The 22805-nt window shown below is 45.7% G+C and carries 26 protein-coding genes; 25 read left to right on the forward strand and 1 reads right to left on the reverse strand.

The window, feature by feature from the left end:
* Positions 1 to 28: 28 nt before the first annotated feature.
* Positions 29 to 997 (reverse strand): asparaginase, encoded by a 969-nt coding sequence (locus BLU03_RS05710; protein WP_076570209.1) that lies wholly within the window; start codon positions 995 to 997, stop codon positions 29 to 31.
* Between the two features lie 59 nt (positions 998 to 1056).
* On the opposite strand from BLU03_RS05710, the gene prsW reads away from it, so the two are divergent.
* From prsW to BLU03_RS05835, 25 genes are all read left to right on the forward strand, one after another.
* Positions 1057 to 1734: a glutamic-type intramembrane protease PrsW gene (prsW, locus tag BLU03_RS05715; RefSeq protein ID WP_076570074.1), complete on the forward strand. Its 678-nt coding sequence runs from the start codon at positions 1057 to 1059 to the stop codon at positions 1732 to 1734.
* A 103-nt stretch (positions 1735 to 1837) separates the two neighbouring features.
* Positions 1838 to 2479, forward strand: coding sequence for a flagellar brake protein (locus BLU03_RS05720; protein ID WP_076570076.1), 642 nt, complete (start codon positions 1838 to 1840; stop codon positions 2477 to 2479).
* Between the two features lie 61 nt (positions 2480 to 2540).
* Positions 2541 to 3221, forward strand: a complete 681-nt coding sequence (cmk, locus tag BLU03_RS05725; RefSeq protein ID WP_076570078.1) for a (d)CMP kinase — start codon at positions 2541 to 2543, stop codon at positions 3219 to 3221.
* Positions 3218 to 3802 carry a lysophospholipid acyltransferase family protein gene (locus BLU03_RS05730; RefSeq protein ID WP_008587473.1) on the forward strand — a complete coding sequence of 195 codons (585 nt, stop codon included), beginning with the start codon at positions 3218 to 3220 and terminating at the stop codon, positions 3800 to 3802. The genes cmk and BLU03_RS05730 overlap by 4 nt, the downstream gene beginning before the upstream one ends.
* A gap of 103 nt (positions 3803 to 3905) precedes the next feature.
* Positions 3906 to 5048 carry a 30S ribosomal protein S1 gene (gene rpsA / locus BLU03_RS05735; protein WP_093106235.1) on the forward strand — a complete coding sequence of 381 codons (1143 nt, stop codon included), beginning with the start codon at positions 3906 to 3908 and terminating at the stop codon, positions 5046 to 5048.
* Positions 5049 to 5140: 92 nt separating this feature from the next.
* Complete coding sequence (gene fni / locus BLU03_RS05740; protein ID WP_093106238.1) at positions 5141 to 6154, forward strand: type 2 isopentenyl-diphosphate Delta-isomerase; 1014 nt, start codon at positions 5141 to 5143, stop codon at positions 6152 to 6154.
* A gap of 208 nt (positions 6155 to 6362) precedes the next feature.
* Positions 6363 to 7673: a ribosome biogenesis GTPase Der gene (der, locus tag BLU03_RS05745; RefSeq protein WP_076570083.1), complete on the forward strand. Its 1311-nt coding sequence runs from the start codon at positions 6363 to 6365 to the stop codon at positions 7671 to 7673.
* A 21-nt stretch (positions 7674 to 7694) separates the two neighbouring features.
* Positions 7695 to 8735 (forward strand): NAD(P)H-dependent glycerol-3-phosphate dehydrogenase, encoded by a 1041-nt coding sequence (locus BLU03_RS05750; RefSeq protein WP_093106240.1) that lies wholly within the window; start codon positions 7695 to 7697, stop codon positions 8733 to 8735.
* A 143-nt stretch (positions 8736 to 8878) separates the two neighbouring features.
* On the forward strand, positions 8879 to 9076 hold the full coding sequence (locus BLU03_RS05755) for a DUF2768 domain-containing protein (RefSeq protein ID WP_008587482.1): 198 nt from the start codon (positions 8879 to 8881) through the stop codon (positions 9074 to 9076).
* 13 nt (positions 9077 to 9089) lie between these two features.
* Positions 9090 to 9812 (forward strand): hypothetical protein, encoded by a 723-nt coding sequence (locus tag BLU03_RS05760; RefSeq protein WP_093106243.1) that lies wholly within the window; start codon positions 9090 to 9092, stop codon positions 9810 to 9812.
* Between the two features lie 311 nt (positions 9813 to 10123).
* Positions 10124 to 10396 carry an HU family DNA-binding protein gene (locus BLU03_RS05765; protein WP_008587486.1) on the forward strand — a complete coding sequence of 91 codons (273 nt, stop codon included), beginning with the start codon at positions 10124 to 10126 and terminating at the stop codon, positions 10394 to 10396.
* A gap of 120 nt (positions 10397 to 10516) precedes the next feature.
* The gene (mtrB, locus tag BLU03_RS05770) at positions 10517 to 10747 is read left to right on the forward strand and encodes a trp RNA-binding attenuation protein MtrB (protein WP_008587489.1); all 231 of its coding nucleotides are present in this window, start codon (positions 10517 to 10519) and stop codon (positions 10745 to 10747) included.
* Positions 10748 to 10771: 24 nt separating this feature from the next.
* Entirely contained in the window at positions 10772 to 11554 is a 783-nt protein-coding gene (locus BLU03_RS05775; RefSeq protein WP_008587492.1) for a heptaprenyl diphosphate synthase component 1, read from the forward strand.
* Positions 11555 to 11568: 14 nt separating this feature from the next.
* On the forward strand, positions 11569 to 12273 hold the full coding sequence (locus BLU03_RS05780; RefSeq protein WP_093106245.1) for a demethylmenaquinone methyltransferase: 705 nt from the start codon (positions 11569 to 11571) through the stop codon (positions 12271 to 12273).
* Positions 12274 to 12297: 24 nt separating this feature from the next.
* Positions 12298 to 13272, forward strand: a complete 975-nt coding sequence (gene hepT, locus BLU03_RS05785; protein ID WP_076570087.1) for a heptaprenyl diphosphate synthase component II — start codon at positions 12298 to 12300, stop codon at positions 13270 to 13272.
* Positions 13273 to 13351: 79 nt separating this feature from the next.
* Positions 13352 to 13798: a nucleoside-diphosphate kinase gene (gene ndk / locus BLU03_RS05790; protein WP_093106248.1), complete on the forward strand. Its 447-nt coding sequence runs from the start codon at positions 13352 to 13354 to the stop codon at positions 13796 to 13798.
* Between the two features lie 251 nt (positions 13799 to 14049).
* Positions 14050 to 15216 (forward strand): chorismate synthase, encoded by a 1167-nt coding sequence (gene aroC / locus BLU03_RS05795; protein ID WP_008587501.1) that lies wholly within the window; start codon positions 14050 to 14052, stop codon positions 15214 to 15216.
* Between the two features lies 1 nt (position 15217).
* The gene (aroB, locus tag BLU03_RS05800) at positions 15218 to 16285 is read left to right on the forward strand and encodes a 3-dehydroquinate synthase (protein WP_093106250.1); all 1068 of its coding nucleotides are present in this window, start codon (positions 15218 to 15220) and stop codon (positions 16283 to 16285) included.
* Positions 16282 to 16659, forward strand: coding sequence for a chorismate mutase (gene aroH / locus BLU03_RS05805; protein ID WP_008587506.1), 378 nt, complete (start codon positions 16282 to 16284; stop codon positions 16657 to 16659). Before aroB ends, aroH begins: the two co-directional genes overlap by 4 nt.
* Positions 16656 to 17756 (forward strand): histidinol-phosphate transaminase, encoded by a 1101-nt coding sequence (gene hisC / locus BLU03_RS05810; protein WP_008587508.1) that lies wholly within the window; start codon positions 16656 to 16658, stop codon positions 17754 to 17756. The genes aroH and hisC overlap by 4 nt, the downstream gene beginning before the upstream one ends.
* Positions 17753 to 18847: a prephenate dehydrogenase gene (locus BLU03_RS05815; RefSeq protein ID WP_093106253.1), complete on the forward strand. Its 1095-nt coding sequence runs from the start codon at positions 17753 to 17755 to the stop codon at positions 18845 to 18847. Before hisC ends, BLU03_RS05815 begins: the two co-directional genes overlap by 4 nt.
* Before the next feature lie 28 nt (positions 18848 to 18875).
* Positions 18876 to 20162 (forward strand): 3-phosphoshikimate 1-carboxyvinyltransferase, encoded by a 1287-nt coding sequence (aroA, locus tag BLU03_RS05820; RefSeq protein WP_093106255.1) that lies wholly within the window; start codon positions 18876 to 18878, stop codon positions 20160 to 20162.
* A 145-nt stretch (positions 20163 to 20307) separates the two neighbouring features.
* Complete coding sequence (locus tag BLU03_RS05825) at positions 20308 to 21558, forward strand: tetratricopeptide repeat protein (RefSeq protein WP_093106258.1); 1251 nt, start codon at positions 20308 to 20310, stop codon at positions 21556 to 21558.
* Between the two features lie 161 nt (positions 21559 to 21719).
* On the forward strand, positions 21720 to 22181 hold the full coding sequence (locus BLU03_RS05830) for a DUF2487 family protein (RefSeq protein ID WP_008587518.1): 462 nt from the start codon (positions 21720 to 21722) through the stop codon (positions 22179 to 22181).
* Between the two features lie 121 nt (positions 22182 to 22302).
* Positions 22303 to 22800: a QcrA and Rieske domain-containing protein gene (locus BLU03_RS05835; protein WP_008587521.1), complete on the forward strand. Its 498-nt coding sequence runs from the start codon at positions 22303 to 22305 to the stop codon at positions 22798 to 22800.
* Positions 22801 to 22805 lie beyond the last annotated feature (5 nt).

Consider the following 22805-nt stretch of genomic DNA (forward strand, 5'->3'; position numbering starts at 1 on the left):
TTTTCTTCAAAGAGTATCATGCCGGGATTTACTGGAACATGGAAATGATTTCTGCCCGGTTATTCGTCATTTCAAGGGCCAGCATTAATTTTATTCTTGCTTTAGGTCCATTCAATCCATTTGCGAAAATCAAACCGATATCTTCAAGGTGTTTCCCGCCGCCTTCGTAAGCGTAAGTGGGCTGAACGAATCCCTGGTAACAACGGGAGACAACCAGTACGGGCACCCCTGCTTCCACTGCTGCCGTCAGTGAACCGATCATGGAAGGAGGGACATTCCCCTGCCCTAAAGCTTCAATTACGAGACCGTCCACGTTAGAGTCCAGCAGGGAATCGATAATGGAGCCGTCCATCCCGGCGTATACTTTCAGCAGAACGACGTCTTTAGACAGCTGTTGTACAGGATAAGCTTCTCTGTAAGTGATTTTATGGTGAAAGAAAACTTCCTGTTTAGTTGTAATACCTATCGGGCCGTACTGGGGACTCTGAAACGTAGCAACGTTACTTGTGGAAGTTTTGGTTACACTTTTAGCAGTATGTATCTCGTCGTTCATAACGACGAGCGTTCCTTTTTCGTATGCCTCATCGCTGCTTGCTACCCGGACGGCAGTGATCAGGTTGTACAGTCCGTCCGCACCTATCTCATTGGCGCTTCGCATAGCTCCCGTAACAATGACGGGCTTTCTCGTCTGCAGAAACAAGTCAAGGAAATATGCAGTTTCTTCAAGCGTATCCGTCCCGTGGGTAACGACTATTCCATCGAACTTTTTCTCGATGAACCGTTCATGAATCAGCTGTCCAAGCTGAAGCATGTGGCGGGGCCTCATGTGAGGGGAAGGAACGTGAAACGCAGCTTCATCGGTGATGTTGGCGATGTGTTTCAAGTGTTTCGTCGCTTCGGATAACGGGTGTTCCGAAGTAGTATTCACTTCACCGGTACTGGTGTTTTCCTCCATCGAAATGGTACCGCCTGTATGGATAATCAGTATGTTTTTCATCTGTGTACCTCCATCTCCCATAGTCTCTACCTTTTCCTGTTATCTCATGATAATATGAAATGGAAGGAATGGAAAGCGGGGCATTGAATTTGGCATTACTGATTACTGCAGTCGCGCCGATAATAGCGCTTATGACATATATATATTTAAATAAAAAAATGGAACTGGAGCCGCTCTCTCTTATTATCCGCGTGTTTATCGTCGGGTGTCTGTTAGTTTTCCCTATCATGTTTATTCAGTACGGAATCGAACAGGAACAGCATTTGACGGGAACGGTATGGAAACCTTTCCTGTCGGCAGGATTTCTTGAAGAATTTTTTAAATGGTTCTTTTTTTTATTTATAGTTTTCAAACACGAAAATTTCGATCACCACTATGATGGAATCATTTACGGCGTATCTTTGAGTCTCGGGTTCGCCACTGTGGAAAACATAATTTATATCTTTTCAAACGGTATAGAAATAGCATTTCTGCGTGCGGTCTTCCCGGTGTCCTCCCACGCCCTGTTCGGTTTGATCATGGGCTATTACATGGGGAAAGCGAAATTCCGTACCGACAGAAAAAAATGGTGTATAGCTTTCGCTCTCGTTATCCCGGCTCTTCTCCACGGGTCCTACGGCTACATGGTGAGTTTACCCGCATGGCTGTACAGCCTTCTCCCCTTCATGGTGATCCTGTGGGTAGTGGGCTTTCAGCTGATCAGGCTTGCAAATACTCATCATCTCCAGGGAAAGTAGCCTTTTTGTACTAGAAAAATAATTTTTTATCATTTTTAACTTCTATTCATGCTACTTATTTGCGATAATATTAGTACTAAGGGCTCAGAAAGGGTGGAGATAAATGATTGAAGTTGGCACAGAACTGGTTTTGACTGCAGAAGAAAATGAGGAGTTTTACTGTAAAGTGCAGGAAGTGGAGAAAGAAAAGCTCTATGTCGACTACCCTGTCCACAGCGAAACGAGAAAAATCTCTTTTTTTCTGGAGGGGACCGAATTTAAAGGCAGCTATGTAGGTAAGGACGCTGCAGTCTATCAGTTCGAGACACAGGTGGTTTCCAGAAAGAAGCTGACTATTCCTGTTCTGGAGATTACCTTCCCGGGACAGGAGTTCCTCAAAAGGATTCAGCGGCGAAGATACGTAAGGACGAAAACTTCCGTAGACGTTGCCATCAATACGAAAGACCGTAACTACCATACGGTAACCGCTGATCTTAGTGGAGGAGGTGCAGCTTTCGTACAGCCTGTCGACGCTCAATTCAACAAAGGGCAGCACATATATGTCACGATGGTTTTACCGATGAATTCGGGCGGGTACAATTATGTAGAGACGGAAGCTGTCATTATACGTCAGGCGGAACCGAGAGGGTCGACTCCGGGAATTATTTCAGTCAAGTTTGAAGGACTTGCCGAAAAAGACAGACAGACAATTATAAAATATGGGTTTGAACAGCAAAGATACATGAAAAACATGGAGTACAAGTGAATAGATGATAGTTCTGTGTTATTCTGACACAGTACTATATAAGCGAACGGAGGAAGGATTTATGTGTGACACAGTTTCAATAGCTATCGATGGCCCGGCAGCCGCCGGAAAAAGTACAGTGGCCAGGAAAGTGGCTCACGCTCTTACCTACATATACGTCGATACCGGCGCCATGTACAGAGCGCTGACGCTTAAAACGATAAAGGAGGGGGCGGACCTTTCTTCCGAGGAAGAAGTGCTGGAAGTGCTGATGAAATGCGACATTCAATTTGAGCAGACGGATGAAGGTCAGCTTGTATTTATAAACGGAGAAGAAATTACGAAAGAAATACGTACGGATGAGGTTACAAGACACGTCTCGGCCGTTTCCAGTTATCCGGAAGTGAGGATCGAAATGGTCAACAGACAGCAGAAGATGATTGCCGGCCAGAATGTAGTGATGGACGGAAGGGATATAGGGACGAAGGTTATCCCTGAGGCGGACCTGAAGATTTTTATGGTTGCCTCGGTGGAAGAAAGAGCAAGACGAAGGCATGAAGAAAACACCCGTTCCGGATACGAGAGCGATCTTGAGGTGCTGATGGAGGAGATCAAGCGGAGAGACGATATCGATTCCACCAGGACTGCTTCTCCCCTCGTTAAAGCGAAAGACGCTGTGGAAGTGGATACTACATCATTATCCATTGATAATGTGGTCGAGCAAATATTGGACCTTGTCAACGAGAGGGTGAACTCCCGATGAAACTTTACAAACTGGCCAGAAGCCTGGTCTCCGTCATTCTTTACCCTTTATACAGGATTAAAGTCGTGGGAAAAGGGAACATTCCGAATGAGGGTCCTGTAATTATATGTTCCAATCACATTTCCAATTTCGATCCTCCGGTAGTGGGAATCACTTCTCCCCGTACTATCCATTTCATGGCCAAGGAGGAATTGTTCGAAAAGAAGGTGCTCGGTTCTCTATTGAATAATATTCACGCTTTCCCTATAAAAAGAGGAATGAGAGACAGAAACGCTCTGCGGAACGGTCTTAATATTTTAAGCCAGGGAGAGGTTCTCGGTCTGTTTCCGGAAGGATCAAGACAGCGGACAGGGGAAATCGGGGAGGGTCTGACCGGTCTCGGATTCTTTGCGCTGCGTTCGGAAGCGGTAGTGGTCCCCTGCGCCATCATAGGTCCTTACAAACCGGGAAGAAGACTGAAAGTAGCCTACGGGGAGCCGATTGATCTGACGTCTTTCCGGGAAAACAAGTCAAGTGCAAAAGAAGTGACGGATTATATCATGGAAAGAATCAGACAATTGTATAAATTTCATCAACAATAAGCGTCTATCGCTTGACAAAAGCGTGCAAATATTAGAAGTTAGACAAAAGGATATTTTTAATAATGACAAAGTTGTGTCGGAATTTGAAGGAGGTAGACTCAGTATGGATGAAATGAATCAAGAAATTTCTGGAATGAAAGAATTTAACGAAGGTGATCTTGTAACGGGGAAAGTCGTCAAAGTAGAGGACAAACAGGTCCTCGTAGACGTAGGAAATAAAGTTGAAGGGATCGTTCCTATAAGTGAACTGTCCAGCCTGCACATTGAAACAGCTTCAGATGCCGTAAAAGAAGGCGACGACATCACACTGAAAGTCAAAAAAGTGGAAGATGACGAAATCGTCCTTTCCAAGCGTGCAGTAGATGCAGATAAAGCCTGGGAGGATCTGGAGACCAAATATGAAAACGAAGAGATCTTCAACGCGGAAGTCCAGGACGTAGTAAAAGGCGGCCTTGTCGTTGATATCGGCCTGCGAGGGTTTATCCCTGCTTCACTCGTAGAAACGTACTACGTGGAAGATTTCGAAGACTATAAAGGTAAAGAACTTAGCCTGAAAGTAGTTGAGCTGGACCGTGAACAGAACAGGGTCATCCTTTCCCACCGTGCGGTAGTCGAGGGTGAAGAGAAAGAACAGAAACAGAATGTTCTACAGTCCCTTGAATCCGGACAGGTCGTTGAAGGTACAGTGCAGCGTCTTACCGATTTTGGAGCTTTCGTAAACCTGGGTGGCATCGACGGACTTGTGCACATCTCCCAGCTTTCCCACGAACACGTAAGCAAAGCTTCCGACGTGGTCGAAGAAGGACAGAAGATCAGTGTCAAAGTTCTTTCGGTAGATCGCGATAACGAAAGGATTTCCCTCTCGCTGAAAAAAACGCAGCCGGGACCTTGGGAAAATATCGGAGACAAAGTGAGCCAGGGTGATGTACTGGAAGGTACAGTACAGCGTCTCGTTAACTTTGGAGCTTTCGTGGAAGTTCTGCCGGGCGTAGAAGGACTTGTACACATTTCCCAAATTTCCACCCGTCATATCGCCAACCCTCAGGAAGTTCTGGAAGAAGGGGAGACGGTAAACGTTAAAGTTCTTGACGTGGACGAGAATCAGAAGCGCCTTTCATTGAGTATCAAAGAACTTGATGAAGACAACCAGAGAAAAGAAGTTGAATCCTATCAAAAAGAGGAAGATTCCGGTGGGTTCTCATTAAGCGACATGATTGGTGATCAACTGGATAAATATAAAAAATAATCAGCGGAAAAAAAGCAGGAAAGAGAAGCGTGCGTCTATTAACGCACTGTTTTTCCTGCCTTTTTCCTTTGTGTGCAGCCGGAGGTGGAAGGATGAGATCAGAGCGCAAGTTGGATCACATCCGCCATGCTCTTAACCATTCCGAAGGGCCGGTACATTATTTTGATGAAGTGGATATTGTACATCGGAGCCTGGCCAAACTGGATTGGGAGCAACTGGATATTTCTGTTCAACTGGGGGAACTTAATGTAAGTTCCCCTCTTTTTGTGAATGCGATGACAGGTGGCGGTGGTGAAAAGACGAAAGAAATAAACAGAAAGCTGGCTGAAATTGCCGGAGAAAAAAATATTGCCATGGCAGTCGGTTCTCAGATGGCCGCTATTAAAGACAAGGAAGAACGTAAAACATATGAAGTGGTCCGCGAAGTGAATCCAGATGGCATCATTTTTGCAAACGTAGGAAGCGAAGCTACGTGGGAAGAAGCGGAAGTCGCCATAGAGATGTTACGTGCAGATGCCCTCCAGATTCATCTGAATACTGTACAGGAAGTCGTCATGCCGGAAGGGGACAGGGATTTCTCATTCCGCATAGAAAATATTAGAAGAGTGATTTCGGAGTCTCCCGTCCCGGTCATAGTGAAAGAAGTAGGCTTCGGGATGTCCGGAGAGACGGTGAAAGAACTGCAGGCACTCGGATGCCGCTACGTCGATGTAGGGGGCAAGGGAGGTACCAATTTCTCTAAAGTGGAGAATGAACGAAGGGATAATAGTATGGACAGCTTTCATTCCTGGGGCATCCCGACACCTGTTTCCATATTACACAGTTTGGAGGCGGAACATATTATTGCTTCCGGAGGTATACGTTCCGGCGTGGACGGAGCGAAAGCTCTGGTACTCGGAGCAAAGGCGTTCGGTATGGCGGGTCCTCTTTTGAAAACATTAATGGAAGATGGTGAACCGGCACTGCGTGGGAAAATAGACCTGATCCACCACGAGCTGAAATCGGTGATGATGATTCTCGGATGCGAAACAGTCGAACAGCTGAAAGGAAAGCCTTACATCCTGCATGGGGAAACAAAAAATTGGATCAGTCAAAAAGGAGTCTGAATACAGGCTTTTTTTTGTGGGGAACATACATATAGAAGTGTCTGTAATATGATTAAAATGGTCCGGCTGCGCCATTCCATATTATTCGGTATATTTCTGATGCGCCGTTATTAATACAGATTGTCATATTCCCGACCTTCTGCTAAAATGATAAGGTTAAGATGTAGTAAAGTAATTTATAGAGGAAGAAAGAAAGGATGTACCTTTCATGAGGAAATCAACAGTAGCTATAGTAGGAAGACCAAACGTAGGAAAATCTACCATATTTAACAGACTGGTCGGGGAACGGATCTCTATTGTAGAAGATACCCCCGGAGTTACAAGAGACAGAATATACGCTGACGCAGAGTGGCTGAACCATACTTTTCACGTCATAGATACGGGTGGTATAGAACTCGGGGACGAACCACTTCTGGTTCAGATGAGAGCACAGGCCGAAATCGCGATAGAAGAATCGGACGTAATCATATTCATGGTCAACGGCCGGGACGGGATTACTGCAGCGGATGAAGAAGTGAGTAAGCTTCTGTTCAAGTCGAATAAACCCGTGGTACTTGCCGTGAATAAAGTGGATAACCCTGAGATGAGGCAAACCATATACGAATTTTATTCTCTCGGTTTCGGTGATCCTTATCCGATTTCGGGTTCCCATGGTCTTGGCCTCGGGGATCTTCTGGACGAAACAATTACGCACTTCCCCGACTTGCCGGAAGAGGTGGAAGATGACGAAACTATACGTTTCAGTGTAATCGGACGTCCTAACGTGGGCAAATCTTCTCTGATTAACAGCCTTCTCGGTCAGGAAAGGGTCATAGTGAGCGACATCGCCGGAACTACGAGAGATGCAGTAGATACATCTTTTACGAGAGATGACCAGGATTTCGTTATCATCGATACCGCTGGCATGAGGAAACGCGGAAAAGTGTACGAATCCACGGAAAAATACAGTGTTATGCGAGCCCTTAAAGCAATTGAAAGATCGGATGTAGTTCTGGCTCTGATTGACGCGGATACGGGTATTCAGGAGCAGGACAAAAAAATAGCCGGGTACGCGCATGAGGCAGGTAAATCAGTAGTGATTGTCGTGAATAAGTGGGATACTATAGATAAGGACGAGACCTCGATCAAGGAATTCGAAGATGAGGTCCGTTCGGCTTTCAGATACCTTGATTATGCTCCGGTAGTTTTCTTATCCGCAAAAACTAAAAAGAGAATTCATACGCTGTTACCTGCCGTCGTGCAGGCCAGTGAGAATCACGCCAAGAGAGTGTCGACCAATCTGTTGAATGAAGTTATTGTGGACGCGCTTGCAATGAACCCTTCTCCATCGATCAAGGGACAGACGCTGAAGATTTTCTATTCCACCCAGGTAGCAGTGAAACCTCCGACATTCGTAGTCTTCGTAAATGACCCGAACCTGATGCATTTTACGTATGAACGTTTTCTGGAAAACAGAATCAGAGAAGCATTCGGATTTGTAGGGACACCGATACACATCATTGCTAGAAAGAGAACTTAAAAACTTACGGGAGGGATATAAATGGCCAATATTTCAGTGCTTGGTGCCGGGAGCTGGGGGACAGCTCTTGCCCTCGTTTTAGCTGACAATGATCATCAGGTCCATTTGTGGGCCCACAGAGTCGAGCATGCGGAAGAAATGAGGAAGACGAGAGAGAATAAGAGATATCTGGAAAATGCTTCCCTGCCTGATAACATTCAGATATTCGATGATCTTACAGAAAGCGTGGAAGGTTCTGATTATATACTTCTGGCTGTACCGACTAAAGCAGTGAGAGAGGTTTGTCGTTCTCTCATAACGGCTCTTGACTCACCAGCAACCGTTATTCACGCTTCCAAAGGAATCGAACCGAAAACATACAAGCGTGTCTCGGAAGTCATTACAGAAGAAATCCCGGAAGAGAAACGCCGGGCTGTGATCGTGTTATCCGGTCCTTCGCATGCGGAGGAGGTAGCGTTAAGGCAGCCGACAACCGTTACTGTCTCTTCTGAAAACCTTGAAATCGCGGAAGAAGTGCAAAGTCTTTTTATCAACAGCCAATTTCGCGTATATACCTCTCCCGATTTGGTCGGAGTGGAACTCGGTGGTTCTTTGAAAAACATTATTGCGCTTGGTGCCGGTATTTCCGATGGTCTCGGGTATGGGGATAATGCGAAGGCGGCTCTTATAACAAGAGGACTTGCCGAAGTGGCGAGACTCGGGACTTCCATGGGAGCCAATCCTCTTACCTTCTCCGGACTTGCGGGAATCGGTGACTTGATTGTCACCTGTACGAGTTCTCACAGCAGAAACTGGAGAGCCGGTTTCAAGCTCGGTAAGGGAGAGAATCTTCAAACCGTTCTGGCTGACATGGGTATGGTAGTTGAAGGCGTGCGGACCACCGAAGCTGCCTTCCAGATGGCTGAAGAGCAGAATATCAATATGCCCATCACTTCGGGAATCTACTATATTCTTTTCAAGGATGCCAACCCGAGGGAGGTAGTGGAACAGCTCATGACCAGGGTCAGACGTCATGAAATGGAAGATCTTGTAGATGTGCTTGATCAGAAGATGAAGAAGTAAGAGACGTTCTTTCATTTAAATAACGGTCACCCTGAATAGAAAAACCGGATTCCCGCATTGCCAGGCGGACCGGTTTTTTACTTTGACCCTTTTAGAAGCTTATGCTAAGATTTTTCTGAAAAGCCAGGTAGGAGTTGGACAATATGTCACTATCATTGATAAAAATGTGGATTTCTTTTGCAGGTATAATACTGATGTTTTTGGCTGTAGGGCTGATTTTACTGAGCAGACATAAGTTGAAAGGCGTTTTCTCCGTAATAACAGCTGTTATAGCTTATTTGTGTATGATTGTAGGAGGAATTATCATTATGTACATAGTACTGAGCGGGCCTACCCCGTAAAGGAGAGAAACAGATGAACACAGTTAAATACCCGATCATGCTTCTGGTATTGGTATTGTTAAGTGGTTGTATGTTCCCTCAATCCGAGGAAGCAGCTAACAGTCTTCCGAACGATGCCCAGCTGGCCCAGGTACAGAATGCTGTCGATAAGTTCAAGCAGCAGCAGAGTGGACGCCTGCCGATTAAAACGAAACCGGAGGAAACTCCTGTCTTTCAGAAATACCAGATAGACTTCACCCGTCTGAAAGAGGCCGGTTTACTGATGGAGATACCCGGAACAGCTTTTGAGAACGGCGGCTATTATCAGTACATCATTATTAAACCGGAGACCGAAGCTAAAGTGAAAGTCGTAGATCTCAGAATAACCGAAAAGATTCGGGAAATAGAAACGAAACTTCATTTTTATGAAGAAAAAAACCAGTTCACCCCCTACAAAGAAAGGATTGCGCCGGGTGTCTACAGCCTGGATCACGAAAAGTTGAATCTGGATGGACCTCCGACTGTAAAAAGTCCATACTCCGGTGAACTGTTGCCGCTGTATGTGAACGGGAGCGGTGATGTATTAATCGATTACCGGAAGGATTTGAACAGCTTTCTTAAGGAATATGACCATTCCTATGACACAGGTGAGGATATAAGATACCTGTTAACGCAGCATTCAGCTGTAGCTCCGGTTTACAGCCCTCCTTACACAATCGAGAACGGGGAGCCGGTGTTTATGCAGCAGGCCCCCTGAACAGAAGAAAAGCTTGCGGAAAGCTGACTCAGCCTGTCCGCAGGCTTCTTTGATGACTGATGAACCGGATGCTTAAGTTTGAATCAGCGAAATACAAGCATAGCAATTTCAATAAATTGTATTTAAAAGTAAAAATATGTAAATTAACACGTGCAAATACGCCTTATTATTAAAAAAACCCTGTAATATCAACGTTTATCGTACGTTTAGCTATTGAAAAACGGAAAGAAGTCGTTTAGTATTGAGCATGTCACCCCGTATTTACGGGGACTGATGAAGGAGTTAACCTTCTTTGAGAGGAGGTGAATATCATGAACAAAACAGATCTAATCAATGCAGTTTCTGAGCAGGCGGATCTTTCTAAGAAAGACGCTACAAAAGCAGTAGACTCTGTATTCGAATCTATCATGGATTCACTTAAAGATGGTGAAAAGGTTCAACTGATTGGATTCGGGAACTTTGAAGTACGCGAACGTTCCGCCCGTAAAGGACGTAACCCGCAAACTGGAGAGGAAATTGAAATTCCAGCAAGTAAAGTTCCTGCATTCAAACCAGGTAAAGCCCTTAAAGATGCTGTAAAATAAGCTACATAGGGCGTGAAGAAGGGTGCCATAAGAGCACCCTTTTTCTATTAAAAATATTTTTTTTGACATGGTAGTTTATATAAGCGATAGTTAAATAAAGAAAGGTGAGGAGGACAGATGATGAAAGATTCAAATGAGTTTTTTGTAATAAAGGCATTGGAAGACGGGGTCAACGTGATCGGACTCACGAGAGGCAGTGATACGAGATTCCATCATTCAGAGAAGCTGGATAAAGGAGAAGTCATGATCGCCCAGTTCACCGACCATACGTCAGCAGTTAAGGTGCGCGGAAAAGCCGTGATTCAGACGAGCCACGGGGAAATAACAAATGAAAGCGAAATGAGTTTATAACTTACCCTGCGGGGAATGGTACTGATGGCTGCATGTACAGAAAGAAAGGGATTTCTGATGGAAATGAATGACTTGAACAGTCGCATCACCTACTATAAAGAGCAAATTTCATCCTACGCTTATCATCCTTACCTTAGTAAGCACATTGGTGAACCTGCTATAGATGAAAGAAAAATGAAAACTTACATACACTTGTTTGATCATTTACCTGAGCGGAAAGATATGCACGATAACTATCTGTTATCTGTGATGTTCGTACAGATGGCTCTGGATACTCACGATTTCGTTACGGTGGATAACAGTAACAAAGAAGTGGATGAAGTACGCAAAAGGCAATTAACCGTACTTGCCGGTGATTTTTACAGCGGTTTATATTATCATCTGCTCTCACTTATAAATGACCTTGATTTCATTCAGGTTCTCGCCAAAACGATAAGGGAAGTGAACGAGCAGAAAGTCCGTTTATACTACGGAAAGCACGATTCTCTGACTTCGTATGTTCAGACATATAAAAACGTGGAAACTCTGCTTGCCTACAATGTATGGTGTCATTTCATGCCTCCCGGCGACTGTGGCGCTGTAGTGGAAAGTATGTACGTTAAAGGTCTCAACAATTGGGGTTTCGAAAAGAACCAGGCTTTTTCTAAACCTGAACAGTCGAAGAACTATGCGTATGAAATTGCTGACAACATAGAGAAGTATAAGAAAGAAGCCTACGCTTCATTTAAAAATCTGGGTCCTGGAAGCAGTGTTCCGGAAAAATTGTACAGGAAACTCGACGAAGATTTAGCACAAGAATTTAACTGAGGGATGAGATTCTAATGGAGGAAAGAAAAGAAGAACGGGTACACCGCGTGTTTGAAAACATATCCACCCGTTACGATAAAATGAATTCAATTATATCTTTTCAGCAGCACAAGCTGTGGAGAAGGGATGTAATGAAACGGATGGACGTTGCAAAAGGCTCACATGCACTGGACGTCTGCTGCGGTACCGGGGACTGGACGATGGCGATGGGTAACGCGGTAGGAAACAGCGGTCATGTCATCGGCGTGGACTTCAGCTACAATATGTTAGCCGAAGCAGTGAAAAAGAAAATCGAGCAGCCGCACTTTATTAATATAGAATATCAGCACGGAAATGCGATGGCTCTTCCTTTTGAAGATAATACGTTTGATTATGTTACTGTAGGATTTGGCCTCCGTAATGTTCCTGATTATTTTCAGGCACTGTGCGAAATGTACCGGGTGCTGAAGCCCGGCGGGACGGTCGTCTGTCTGGAGACGAGCCAGCCGGAAAATCCGGTTTTCAAGAAGGTGTATTATACTTATTTTGAGAAAGTGATGCCGCTTCTCGGAAAGTGGTTTGCGGAGAGTTTCAAAGAATATCAGTGGCTGAACGAATCTGCCAAAAGTTTTCCCGGAAAAATCGAGCTTAAGCGTCTTTTCGAAGATGCCGGCTTTTCCGACGTTGAGATGAAATCCTATTCAGCAGGTGTAGCGGCCATGCACATGGGAAGAAAGTAATTTATACACCAAGGATGAAAGTATATGAAATTAACTAAACTTTATTCATTTTTAAATAAAGACCTTGATGCAGTCGAAATGGAAGTGCTGCATTCGGTTTCTACCGAGGAAAAAGTGCTGCAAAAAGCTTCCAATCAGCTTCTTGAAGCAGGAGGGAAACGTATCCGTCCTGTTTTTGTGCTGCTCGCAGGGAAATTCGGGAAGTATGATTTTGATAAAATGAAAAATTGTGCCAAGGCCCTTGAACTTATTCATACCGGCTCTCTCGTCCACGATGATGTGATCGACGATGCCAAGCTGCGACGCGGTGACCTTACTGTAAAAGAACAGTACGACAACCACGTGGCCATGTACACGGGTGATTATATGTTTGCGCTTGCGCTCGAAGCCATGGGCAGCATAGACAATATGAGAGCTCATCAGGTTCTGTCAAAAACGATGATGGAACTTTGTGTAGGGGAAATTGAGCAGATTAAAGATAAAGGGGAAGTGGATCAGAACCTCCGTACTTACTTGCGCAGAATCAAGAGGAAAACCGCTATTTTAATTGCGGAAAGCTGTCGTCTTGGAGCCATAGCAGGAGAAGCTTCCCTGAAAAAAGAGAGAGCTCTGTATAAGTACGGATATAATGTGGGTATGAGTTATCAGATTATAGATGACATTCTCGATTTCACTTCATCCGAGGAAGAACTGGGAAAACCGGCGGGAAGTGATCTGATGCAGGGGAATATAACGCTCCCTGTCCTTTACGCCATACAGGAAGATGAAGAATTCAGGGAAGACCTGAGGAAAGCTTTCTCTCATACTTCAACTCTTACAAAAGAGGAAGCGGAACCGTTCATCAGAAAAGTGAAAGAAGGAGATTACATCGACAGGTCGTTAGAGCTCAGTGAACGTTATCTGAAGGAAGCGTTCCAGTCCCTTCAGCAGCTGCCGACAGGGAGACCCAAGCAGGCATTAAAAGCCATCGCCAAATATATCGGTAAAAGGAATTCCTGAAATTGCTTATGTGGATCAAACTTGTTACAATGTAAAAGGCGTATAAGCGCTTACATATTTTACAGTGAGGTGGTTCACAATGGAAAGAACGTTCATTATGGTTAAACCCGACGGAGTACAGCGTAACCTTGTGGGAGAAATCGTTTCCCGATTTGAAAAGAAAGGTCTCAAGCTCGTATATGCGGAAATGACGCAGGTTACGGAACAACTTGCATCAGAGCATTACGCAGAACATAAAGATAAGCCGTTTTTTAAAGATCTCGTAGGTTTCATTACATCCAATCCTTCTTTTGCCATGGTTTGGGAAGGTGAAAATGCGATTGCGATCGGTCGTAAAATGATGGGTGCGACAAACCCGAAAGACTCGGAGCCCGGCACTATCAGAGGCGATTTCGGCCTGACAGTTGGAAAAAACGTGATTCACGGGTCCGACAGCCAGGAAAGTGCGGAAAGGGAGATCGCTCTATTCGCAGGCGGAAAGCCATTCGTGGACTACGAAAAAGACGGAGACAAATGGATTTTCTGAAGACCTTCACCGCTTTCATATTGAAAGCGGTTTAGTTTTACTTTTGTGCTTCTACGCTTTACAGTAGAAAAATATTTATCTATTATAAGTGGAGAAGGTACTATTTCCGCAGCCGGGGATCACCATGTTCGTTACTAATATTCAATCGAAGGATAATCTTTAATAGTATTACAATTTAGAATTTTAAATCACACAACCCGGAAAGTATGTGGTATAGTAGTACGTAAAATTCAAGAAAGGTCGGGGTGAATATGCGCTATTTGACTGCTGGAGAATCTCATGGAAAACAACTGACAACAATTATTGAAGGGATTCCTTCCCATCTTCCCATTACTCAGGAACAGATCAATGGTTCTTTGAGAAGAAGGCAGGGAGGTCACGGACGCGGAAAACGAATGCAGATCGAAAAAGATACAGCTGATATCACTTCCGGTGTCCGTCATGGGTACACGCTTGGTTCACCGATTTCTCTGGTCATACATAACGACGATTTCAAACATTGGACGGATATTATGGGAGAAGACCCTTTTCCTGAAGGTGAAAAGATTAGACGCACAGTAACGAGACCCAGGCCGGGACATGCCGATCTTAACGGCGGGATGAAGTATGGCCACAGAGACCTCAGAAACGTACTGGAAAGGTCTTCAGCCAGAGAAACCGCTGCCAGAGTTGCTGCAGGTGCCGTTGCTAAAGTACTCCTTGAAGAACTCGGAATCAAGGTAGCCGGCTACGTGAGGGAGATTGCAGGGATCGTCAGTCCTTTTGATGAGACTATGCCGATCGATGAGAGAATGAAGAAAGCTGAGGAATCCCCTGTCAACACCCTCGATGACGGCGCAACCGAAGAAATGAAAAAGGCGATCGACGATGCGAAAAAAGAAGGCGATTCGATCGGCGGCGTAGCTGAAGTTTACGTGGAAGGTGTACCTGCCGGTCTTGGCTCTTACGTCCAGTACGATAAGAAGCTGGACGCGAAAATAGGCTTCAGTGTAATGAGTATCAACGCTTTCAAAGGTGTCGAATTCGGAATCGGTTTTGAAGCTGCACGGAAAAACGGAAGTGAGGTTCACGATGAAATAGACTGGGAAGAGGACCGGGGCTATTTCAGAAAGACGAACAGACTCGGAGGATTCGAAGGCGGTATGACTACCGGAATGCCGATTGTCGTTAAAGGGGTGATGAAGCCGATCCCTACGCTCTACAAACCGCTTCAAAGTGTGGACATCGAGTCGAAAGAACCTTTCTCTGCAAGTATCGAACGTTCTGATTCCTGTGCGGTACCGGCTGCATCTGTAGTGATGGAGCACGTAGTGGCTTTCGAGGTGGCAAAAGCGATTACGGAAGAATTCCCTTCCGATTATTTCCCGCGTCTGAAAGAGGCTCTGGATAACTATCGTGAGGAAGTGAGGAATTTCTGACATGGAACGGTTACAGGTGAATATCCCCGGGACTACAGCGTATGACGTGATGATAGCAGACGGTCTGCGACGCGAACTGAATGAATATATTGCTGACAGCTACAGCAGCATTCTTATCATTGCGGACAGGCATGTGGCGGGTCTATATATGGATGATATAACAAATGTCCTGAAGACAAGAGGAAATATTTTTTGTAAAGTTATCCCGCCGGGGGAAGGTACGAAAAGCATGGAATGGTACGATCGTCTTCTTGACTATTGTATCTCGTGCAATCTGGATAGAAAATCGCTGATCATAGCCCTTGGCGGAGGAATGACCGGAGATCTGGCCGGGTTCGTTGCTGCCACTTACCTTCGTGGTATCTCCTATATACAAATGCCTACGAGTATTCTCGCCCACGACAGCAGCGTCGGCGGGAAAGTGGCAATCAACCATAAAGCGGGAAAAAATCTGATTGGTGCTTTCCATCATCCGGATAAAGTTCTTTTCGATACGGAAATGATTGATTCTTTACCTTTGAAAGAGAAACGCTCGGGATATGGCGAAGTAGTGAAACATGCACTGCTCAGTGATAAATGCTGGTTCGATGAAATTATGGAGAGGGAACTGAAAGAACTTGAAAATCATAAGGCAGCCCGAGATCTTATTCGTGGAGTCCGGCTGAAAGCCTCCATCGTCGAGCAGGATGAAAAAGAGGCCGGTGTTAGAAAGTACCTGAATCTCGGCCATACACTGGCTCACGCCATCGAGACAGAATTGGATTATGGATCCGTTACACACGGGGAAGCGGTGGTTATCGGAATTATATTTGCTCTTTCCCTCAGCGGTATGGAAGAAGAACGCAATAGTCTTCTCGTCTGGGCTGATAATAACGGTTACCCACTGGAAGTAGTCGGCGAACTGGATGAAAGGAAACTCCTGGAACATATGAAGCGCGATAAAAAAGCCGAGAGAGGGAAAATCAACTATGTGCTTTTACAGGCAGTCGGCAGTCCTTACGTTTCGCATGTAGAAGAAGATGAGCTTCTCCATGCGTTGAAGCAGTTCAAAAATGAGGTGATCGAATGATTCGTGGAATCCGTGGAGCGACCACAGTTGAAACAGACGACGCTACTGAAATCGTGAGCAGGTCGTATGAATTAATGAAAGAGATCGTAGAGGAAAACAGAATTTCGGCAGAGGACGTAACCCAGGTACTTTTCAGCGCCACGGCCGATCTGAACGCTGCCTTTCCTGCAAAATCGTTACGGAACCTGGACGGCTGGAAATACGTGCCGGTCATGTGCATGCGTGAAATCGATGTACCTGAAGGTTTAAGCAGGTGTATAAGGGTGATGGTAACGGTCAATACGACTGCGGAACAGAAAGAAATTAACCATATTTATCATCACGAAGCGATTAAGCTTCGTCCTGATTTAAAAGAGGAAGGCGGTGCCAAATGAAGACGAAACCGATATTAAATGAAATGACTCCGTATAAACCGGGGAAACAGATTGATGAAGTGAAGAGGGAATACGGACTTGAAAAGATAGTGAAACTGGCTTCCAATGAGAATCCGTTCGGGTTCTCAGGAAAGGTGAAGGAAGAACTCCCGCGGATGCTCGAAAGTTTAGAGTACTATCCGGATGGTCATGCCAGAGAAATCAGGGGAGCGGTCTCGGATTTTTATCAAATCGGGGAAGACCAGCTTATTTTCGGGAACGGGTCGGATGAGATCGTTCAGATTCTATGTCGTGCTTTCCTGGAACCGTTGACGAACACGGTGATGGCCGTACCTACGTTCCCTCAATACAAACACAACGCTCTTCTTGAAGGAGCGGAGGTGCGCGAAGTGGTTCTTACGGAAGATGGACATCATGACACCGAAACTATGCTGAATAAAGTGGATGATCACACAAGGATTCTCTGGCTGTGTTCCCCCAACAACCCGACAGGGGTACTGCTCGGGGAGGAAAAACTGAAAGAGATTATAGATCGTACCCCCTCCCACGTATTGATCGTTATAGATGAAGCTTATTATGAATACGCAGATAAAGAAAAACGGGCATCCTCACTGGAACTCGTTAATAATCACAAGAATGTAATGGTATTGCGGACGTTTTCCAAAGCTTACGGGCTGGCCGGCCTGCGGATAGGGTACGGCGTAGGCGATCCGGAAACGATTTCCGCGATGGAACCGGCACGTGAGCCGTTCAATACTTCGGTCGTAGCCCAGAAAGCGGCTGTGCTGGCGCTTGAAGATCAGGAGTTTTTAGAAGATACGGTGACGCGGACCAGGGAAAACAAGAAAGCGTTTATGGATTTCTGTGACTCTATCGATCTTCGCTACGATGACTCGGAAGCTAACTTTGTACTGCTGCATTTACCGATCAGTGGAGATGAAATGTTTGAATACCTGCTGACGAAAGGGTTCATCGTACGTTCCGGAGAAGCTCTCGGTATCCCGGAATCCATTCGTCTCACCATTGGAAGTAAAGAGGATATGAAAAAAATCCAGGGGTACATTGAAGAGAAGGTGAAGCAGGAGGAAGAGATATGAATAAAACTGTAGTAGTCGCCGGTCTCGGTCTGATCGGTGGCTCTCTGGCCATGAATATTAAAAAGGAAGGCCACTTCATATTAGGGCATGATGAAGATGTCCAGAGCCTTGAACTGGCTTATCGCCAGGGCGTCATTGATGAGAAGGCGGAGGACCTCTATGAAGCGCTGTCCCGGGCAGATGCTCTGTTTCTCGCGCTGCCTATCACTACTACCGTTCAGGTGATCCGGAAGTTGAACAACGTGACTCTTACCAAAGATCTGCTGGTTACCGATGTCTCTTCAGTGAAGAATGAAGTGATGAAGGAAGCTTCTCTTCTCACAAACGACCGGATAACATTTATCGGTGGTCATCCGATGTCCGGATCACACAAAAACGGATTTACAGCAGCCAAACCTCATTTATTCGAAAATGCTATTTACGTCCTCTCTCCGGTCAACGACCGGGGTGAGAAAACAAAAGAGCTGCGGGAGCTGCTGGAGGCGACGAAAGCCCGCTTCGTAACTCTCTCGCCTCAGGAACATGATGAGATGACCGCCGTAATTTCACATTTTCCGCACCTGATTGCCTCCTCCCTCGTCCAGCAGGCAAAAAAATGGCAGCATACACACCCGGAATTGAAAAACCTTGCTGCCGGAGGCTTTCGTGATATTACAAGAATTGCTTCGAGTAATCCTCCACTGTGGCAGGATATTTTTTTTCAAAATAAACAGCAACTCGTGCCAATGCTTGAAGACTGGATCCAGGAAATGACCAGATTGAAAGAATACTTGCAGAACGACTCACAGGAGGAGACGTTACGTTATTTGACGGAAGCTAAAACATTCAGGGATGGTCTGCCTGTCAAAGAGAAGGGAGCCATCCCCGGTTTCTATGACATCTTCGTGGATATCTATGATCAGCCGGGAACCATCCATAAAGTGATCGAAGTTCTTGCCGAAGCGGGTATAAGTATTAAGAACATAGAAATACTCGAAATACGTGAAGGCATAACGGGAGTACTCCGCATCAGCTTTCCGACCGGAAAAGAACAGGAGGAGAGCGCTCTCCTTCTGAGAAGGAAGAATTATGAGGTAGTGACCGAACAGTAAATATGCAGTATGAAGGGGGAAGATGTATATGAAAAGAAATCCGGCATCAGCGGGTTTATCGGGAGAGATTGCAGTACCCGGAGACAAATCGATCTCACATCGTGCTGTTATATTCGCATCTCTGGCGGAGGGGACTTCCAGAATCAGCGGCTTCCTGGACGCGGAAGATTGTTTAAGGACGGTAGAGGTGTTCAGGGCAATGGGGTTGCAGATCGACCGGGACGGACGGGATCTGACTGTACATGGCAAGGGAGCGGATAGACTGAAGGAGCCGGATGCCCCGCTATATTTCGGAAACTCCGGAACGACTGCCAGACTGATGAGCGGAGTGTTGGCCGGGCTTCCGTTATTTACGACAGCGTACGGGGACGAATCTCTCAGCGCGCGCCCTATGGACCGGGTCGTGAAGCCGCTCCGTCAGATGGGCGCTGTCATCGAGGGTAGAGAACAAGGAAAGAAACTTCCTCTTGCTTTCAGCGGAACCGGCCTGAGCGGAATAACTTATGAAATGCCTGTCAAGAGTGCCCAGGTTAAATCTGCCATTCTTCTTGCCGGACTTTTTGCCGAAGGGGTTACAACAGTGATCGAAGCTGCGAAGACGAGGAACCATACGGAAACGATGCTCCCTGAATTCGGAGTGGAAGTTACCAATGACTTCGGCGCTATATCCGTCCGGGGCGGCCAGAAAATGAAAGCTTCGAACGTAGATATCCCGGGAGATATTTCTTCAGCCGCCTTTTTTATAGTTGCTGCTGCTGTCGTTCCCGGAAGTGATGTAACTATTCGAAGAGTGGGTGTCAATGAAACGCGTAACGGCATTATTCAGGCTCTAAAAAAGATGGGCGCCGATATAAATGTGGAAATCACCGACCGGATCGGGAAGGAACCTGTAGCAGATGTTACTGTGAAAAGCAGTGAACTCGAGGGTATTACGGTGGAAGGAGAATTGATCGCCAATCTTATCGATGAAGTCCCTGTTCTTGCCCTGGCCGCAACTCAAGCTGCGGGAACGACGGTCATCAAAGATGCCGGGGAACTGAAAGTGAAGGAGACGGACCGCATACAGGCTGTGTGCGACAACCTTTCTTTAATGGGGGCGGATATTACGCCTACAGAAGATGGAATGATCATTAAAGGCGGAACTGCTCTCCGGGGTGCGGAAGTATCTTCAAAAGGGGACCATCGCATAGGTATGATGGAAGCCGTAGCTTCACTTCTAGCCGAAGGGGAGACCACTATTCACCGCCCGGAAGCCATAAACATTTCCTATCCTGACTTCTTTTCGGACCTCGAGCACTTGCTATATAATCGTTAGGAAAAATATCTTCACCGGACGAAAGGTCCCGGGTGAAGATATTTTAATGGGTCAGGAATTTCCTTACTTGAATACAAAGCGACATTCGTATATCATTGCTCTGTTAAGGGAGAATGAAACCCGCGGTGCAGAAAGGGTGTAATTAATGGAAGAGATTCAGAAAGCAGTCCATCAGATGGAGGAAAATAAAACGCAGGATGCGCTAGAAACACTGCAGAATTATTTGCCGGAAGCTGATGAAGAAGAGAAATTCACAATAGCTGAACTCTATATACAGTGGGGGATGCTTGAAGAGGCGAAGATGATTTTGAAAGAATTTCTTCAGCAGTATCCGAAGGAACAGGAAATCATCGTTATGCTGGCGGAGATCCACATCGACCTTGAGGAAGACATGGAAGCGGTCGACCTTTTGAATAAAATAGAACCCGAGGACGAAATGTATCTCCAGGCTCTCATGCAGGTCGCTGATCTGTATCAGTCTCAGGGCCTGTTTGAGGTGGCGGAAAGTAAACTTCTGACAGCGAAACATTATGATCCGAACGAACCGGTGATCGACTTCGCTTTAGGGGAACTTGCTTTTTCGAACGGTGAATATAACAAAAGTATCCCCTATTATGAAAATGCGATGGAACACTCCCGGGTCATCGGAGATATCGAAGTAGCAACCCGGCTCGGAGAAGCCTATGCGGCTACAGGCGGGTTCGAAGTAGCCCTCGAGTACTTTCAGGAAGTGGAAGAGGAAAACCCGGATGTGCAGTTCCGGTACGGATTCATAGCCAACAAGGCAGGGAGAAGCGACATAACCATTCAGGTATGGGAAGATCTTCTTAAAAAAGATCCATATTATCAATCCGTTTATCCGCTTCTGGCCAGAGTCTATGAAGAGGAAGGGATGGCTGCCGAAGCACTGGAGAAAGCACGGGAAGGTCTTACGAAAGATGAGTATAATAAAGATCTATACTACATGACCGGTTTTCTGTCCTACAAACAGGGAGATAAAGAAGCTGCTTATCGGGCGATGAGAGAAGCGGTTGCCATAGATCCCGGTTATAAAGAGGCGGTGCTGTTCCTTCTTGAACGGTATAAAGAAGAAGAAGATTATGAAAGCGTCATACTCCTTCTTGAAGATATTCAAAAGACGGGAGAAGTGGACCCGCTCTACGACTGGAAACTCGCCCAGGCAAGCAGGGAAGAGGAAAACTTCGAGAAGTCTTCCGGTTATTATGCCAATGCTTATTTATCTTTTAAAGAAGATGTGGAATTCCTTGAGGACTACGGCTATTTTCTTGTTGAAAACGGACAGAAAGAAGAAGCTGTGTCTGTATTTAAAGAGTTTCTGGTTCTTGAGCCTTCGAACACCGAAATTGAAGAATTCATCGAAAGGCTGGAAGCTTAATTCCGGGAACCCGGAAAAAAATAGAATTACTTTTCAAACTGTGAATCAGAAAGTATACTGATAAATACAGTGTTTAAAAAACAGGGGACTTAATCCACGCCCCTGTTTTTACTTCTGTCCGGCCAGGACGTGGGCAATGTTATTCGGAGGGGGGTGTAATGATGAAATGGGCAAAAAAAGATCTTGAACAATTCGTAAAAGAAAAAGAATATATCGACACCCTTTTTATTCCATTGATACCAATTCATACCTCTATTGACGAAAAGATGACCGGTTCCGGTTTTCAGGCGGAACTGACGAATCTCTTCTCAAGAATCATTGAAGAGCAGTTCAGGGGAAGGATTGTGCTGGCTCCGGATTATTATTATATAGCCGGGAACGCGGAAGCCGAGGTGGAACGAGTGAACAACTGGATAGACTCCTTCACCGAAAAACCTTTCTCTTACGTATTCTTGTTCAGTTTTGACAGAAACTGGAGAAAATCGGAAAGTGACCTTCGTGGTGAACTGCTCTGGTTCCCCGGCCTGCGGAACGGAGATTTACAGTCCACGGAGACCCAGTCGTTCGTTAAAGAACAGGCGAAAGAAATCGTGGAGATTATTAAAGAAAGCTGGCAGACATAATTCCTACGCGACAGTTGATAATTTATTGACCGAACAGGCTTTTTACGCTATCATGGTAGTGTCTTAGTAAAGTATTTTTAATATCCATGAAACATCGGGTCAGTATAGAGGGGGGAAAAGAATGAGTGAACCAAAAAAAGTATCCCGTCGTCAATTTCTTAACTACACACTAACAGGGCTCGGCGGTTTTATGGCCGCAGGAATGATGGCTCCCATGGTCAGATTTGCCATTGATCCTGTTTTCAAGCCCGCTGCGGCAGGCGATTTCCATTCTGTTGCCGACGTTAAAGAAGTGACGAACGAACCACAGCGTTTTGAGTGGGAAGTGGAGCAGGTGGATGCCTGGTATGAATCCACTATCCAGAAAACAGCATGGGTGTATCGCAAAGAAGATGACGAAATCATCGCACTATCACCTATCTGTACACACCTGGGCTGTACGGTGGACTGGGCCTCGAATGAGGAATATCCAAAACAGTTCTTTTGTCCATGTCACGGCGGACGCTATACGAAAGATGGAGTTAACGTTCCGGGCACGCCTCCGACCGCACCGCTACCGGTTTTTGAAACGAAGGTCGAAGAAGGCATGTTGTACTTAGGTGAAGAAATTGCTAGATAAAGGGG

The organism is Salimicrobium album (genome assembly GCF_900107115.1).
In the GTDB taxonomy this organism is placed as follows: Bacteria; Bacillota; Bacilli; order Bacillales; family Halobacillaceae; genus Salimicrobium; species Salimicrobium album.

Bases quoted from the DNA above. Each gene is read 5' to 3' on its own strand.
- BLU03_RS05710 (WP_076570209.1), bottom strand. From the start codon at position 997: ATGAAAAACATACTGATTATCCATACAGGCGGTACCATTTCGATGGAG.
- prsW (WP_076570074.1), top strand. From the start codon at position 1,057: ATGGAAGGAATGGAAAGCGGGGCATTGAATTTGGCATTACTGATTACT.
- BLU03_RS05720 (WP_076570076.1), top strand. From the start codon at position 1,838: ATGATTGAAGTTGGCACAGAACTGGTTTTGACTGCAGAAGAAAATGAG.
- cmk (WP_076570078.1), top strand. From the start codon at position 2,541: ATGTGTGACACAGTTTCAATAGCTATCGATGGCCCGGCAGCCGCCGGA.
- BLU03_RS05730 (WP_008587473.1), top strand. From the start codon at position 3,218: ATGAAACTTTACAAACTGGCCAGAAGCCTGGTCTCCGTCATTCTTTAC.
- rpsA (WP_093106235.1), top strand. From the start codon at position 3,906: ATGGATGAAATGAATCAAGAAATTTCTGGAATGAAAGAATTTAACGAA.
- fni (WP_093106238.1), top strand. From the start codon at position 5,141: ATGAGATCAGAGCGCAAGTTGGATCACATCCGCCATGCTCTTAACCAT.
- der (WP_076570083.1), top strand. From the start codon at position 6,363: ATGAGGAAATCAACAGTAGCTATAGTAGGAAGACCAAACGTAGGAAAA.
- BLU03_RS05750 (WP_093106240.1), top strand. From the start codon at position 7,695: ATGGCCAATATTTCAGTGCTTGGTGCCGGGAGCTGGGGGACAGCTCTT.
- BLU03_RS05755 (WP_008587482.1), top strand. From the start codon at position 8,879: ATGTCACTATCATTGATAAAAATGTGGATTTCTTTTGCAGGTATAATA.
- BLU03_RS05760 (WP_093106243.1), top strand. From the start codon at position 9,090: ATGAACACAGTTAAATACCCGATCATGCTTCTGGTATTGGTATTGTTA.
- BLU03_RS05765 (WP_008587486.1), top strand. From the start codon at position 10,124: ATGAACAAAACAGATCTAATCAATGCAGTTTCTGAGCAGGCGGATCTT.
- mtrB (WP_008587489.1), top strand. From the start codon at position 10,517: ATGAAAGATTCAAATGAGTTTTTTGTAATAAAGGCATTGGAAGACGGG.
- BLU03_RS05775 (WP_008587492.1), top strand. From the start codon at position 10,772: ATGGCTGCATGTACAGAAAGAAAGGGATTTCTGATGGAAATGAATGAC.
- BLU03_RS05780 (WP_093106245.1), top strand. From the start codon at position 11,569: ATGGAGGAAAGAAAAGAAGAACGGGTACACCGCGTGTTTGAAAACATA.
- hepT (WP_076570087.1), top strand. From the start codon at position 12,298: ATGAAATTAACTAAACTTTATTCATTTTTAAATAAAGACCTTGATGCA.
- ndk (WP_093106248.1), top strand. From the start codon at position 13,352: ATGGAAAGAACGTTCATTATGGTTAAACCCGACGGAGTACAGCGTAAC.
- aroC (WP_008587501.1), top strand. From the start codon at position 14,050: ATGCGCTATTTGACTGCTGGAGAATCTCATGGAAAACAACTGACAACA.
- aroB (WP_093106250.1), top strand. From the start codon at position 15,218: ATGGAACGGTTACAGGTGAATATCCCCGGGACTACAGCGTATGACGTG.
- aroH (WP_008587506.1), top strand. From the start codon at position 16,282: ATGATTCGTGGAATCCGTGGAGCGACCACAGTTGAAACAGACGACGCT.
- hisC (WP_008587508.1), top strand. From the start codon at position 16,656: ATGAAGACGAAACCGATATTAAATGAAATGACTCCGTATAAACCGGGG.
- BLU03_RS05815 (WP_093106253.1), top strand. From the start codon at position 17,753: ATGAATAAAACTGTAGTAGTCGCCGGTCTCGGTCTGATCGGTGGCTCT.
- aroA (WP_093106255.1), top strand. From the start codon at position 18,876: ATGAAAAGAAATCCGGCATCAGCGGGTTTATCGGGAGAGATTGCAGTA.
- BLU03_RS05825 (WP_093106258.1), top strand. From the start codon at position 20,308: ATGGAAGAGATTCAGAAAGCAGTCCATCAGATGGAGGAAAATAAAACG.
- BLU03_RS05830 (WP_008587518.1), top strand. From the start codon at position 21,720: ATGAAATGGGCAAAAAAAGATCTTGAACAATTCGTAAAAGAAAAAGAA.
- BLU03_RS05835 (WP_008587521.1), top strand. From the start codon at position 22,303: ATGAGTGAACCAAAAAAAGTATCCCGTCGTCAATTTCTTAACTACACA.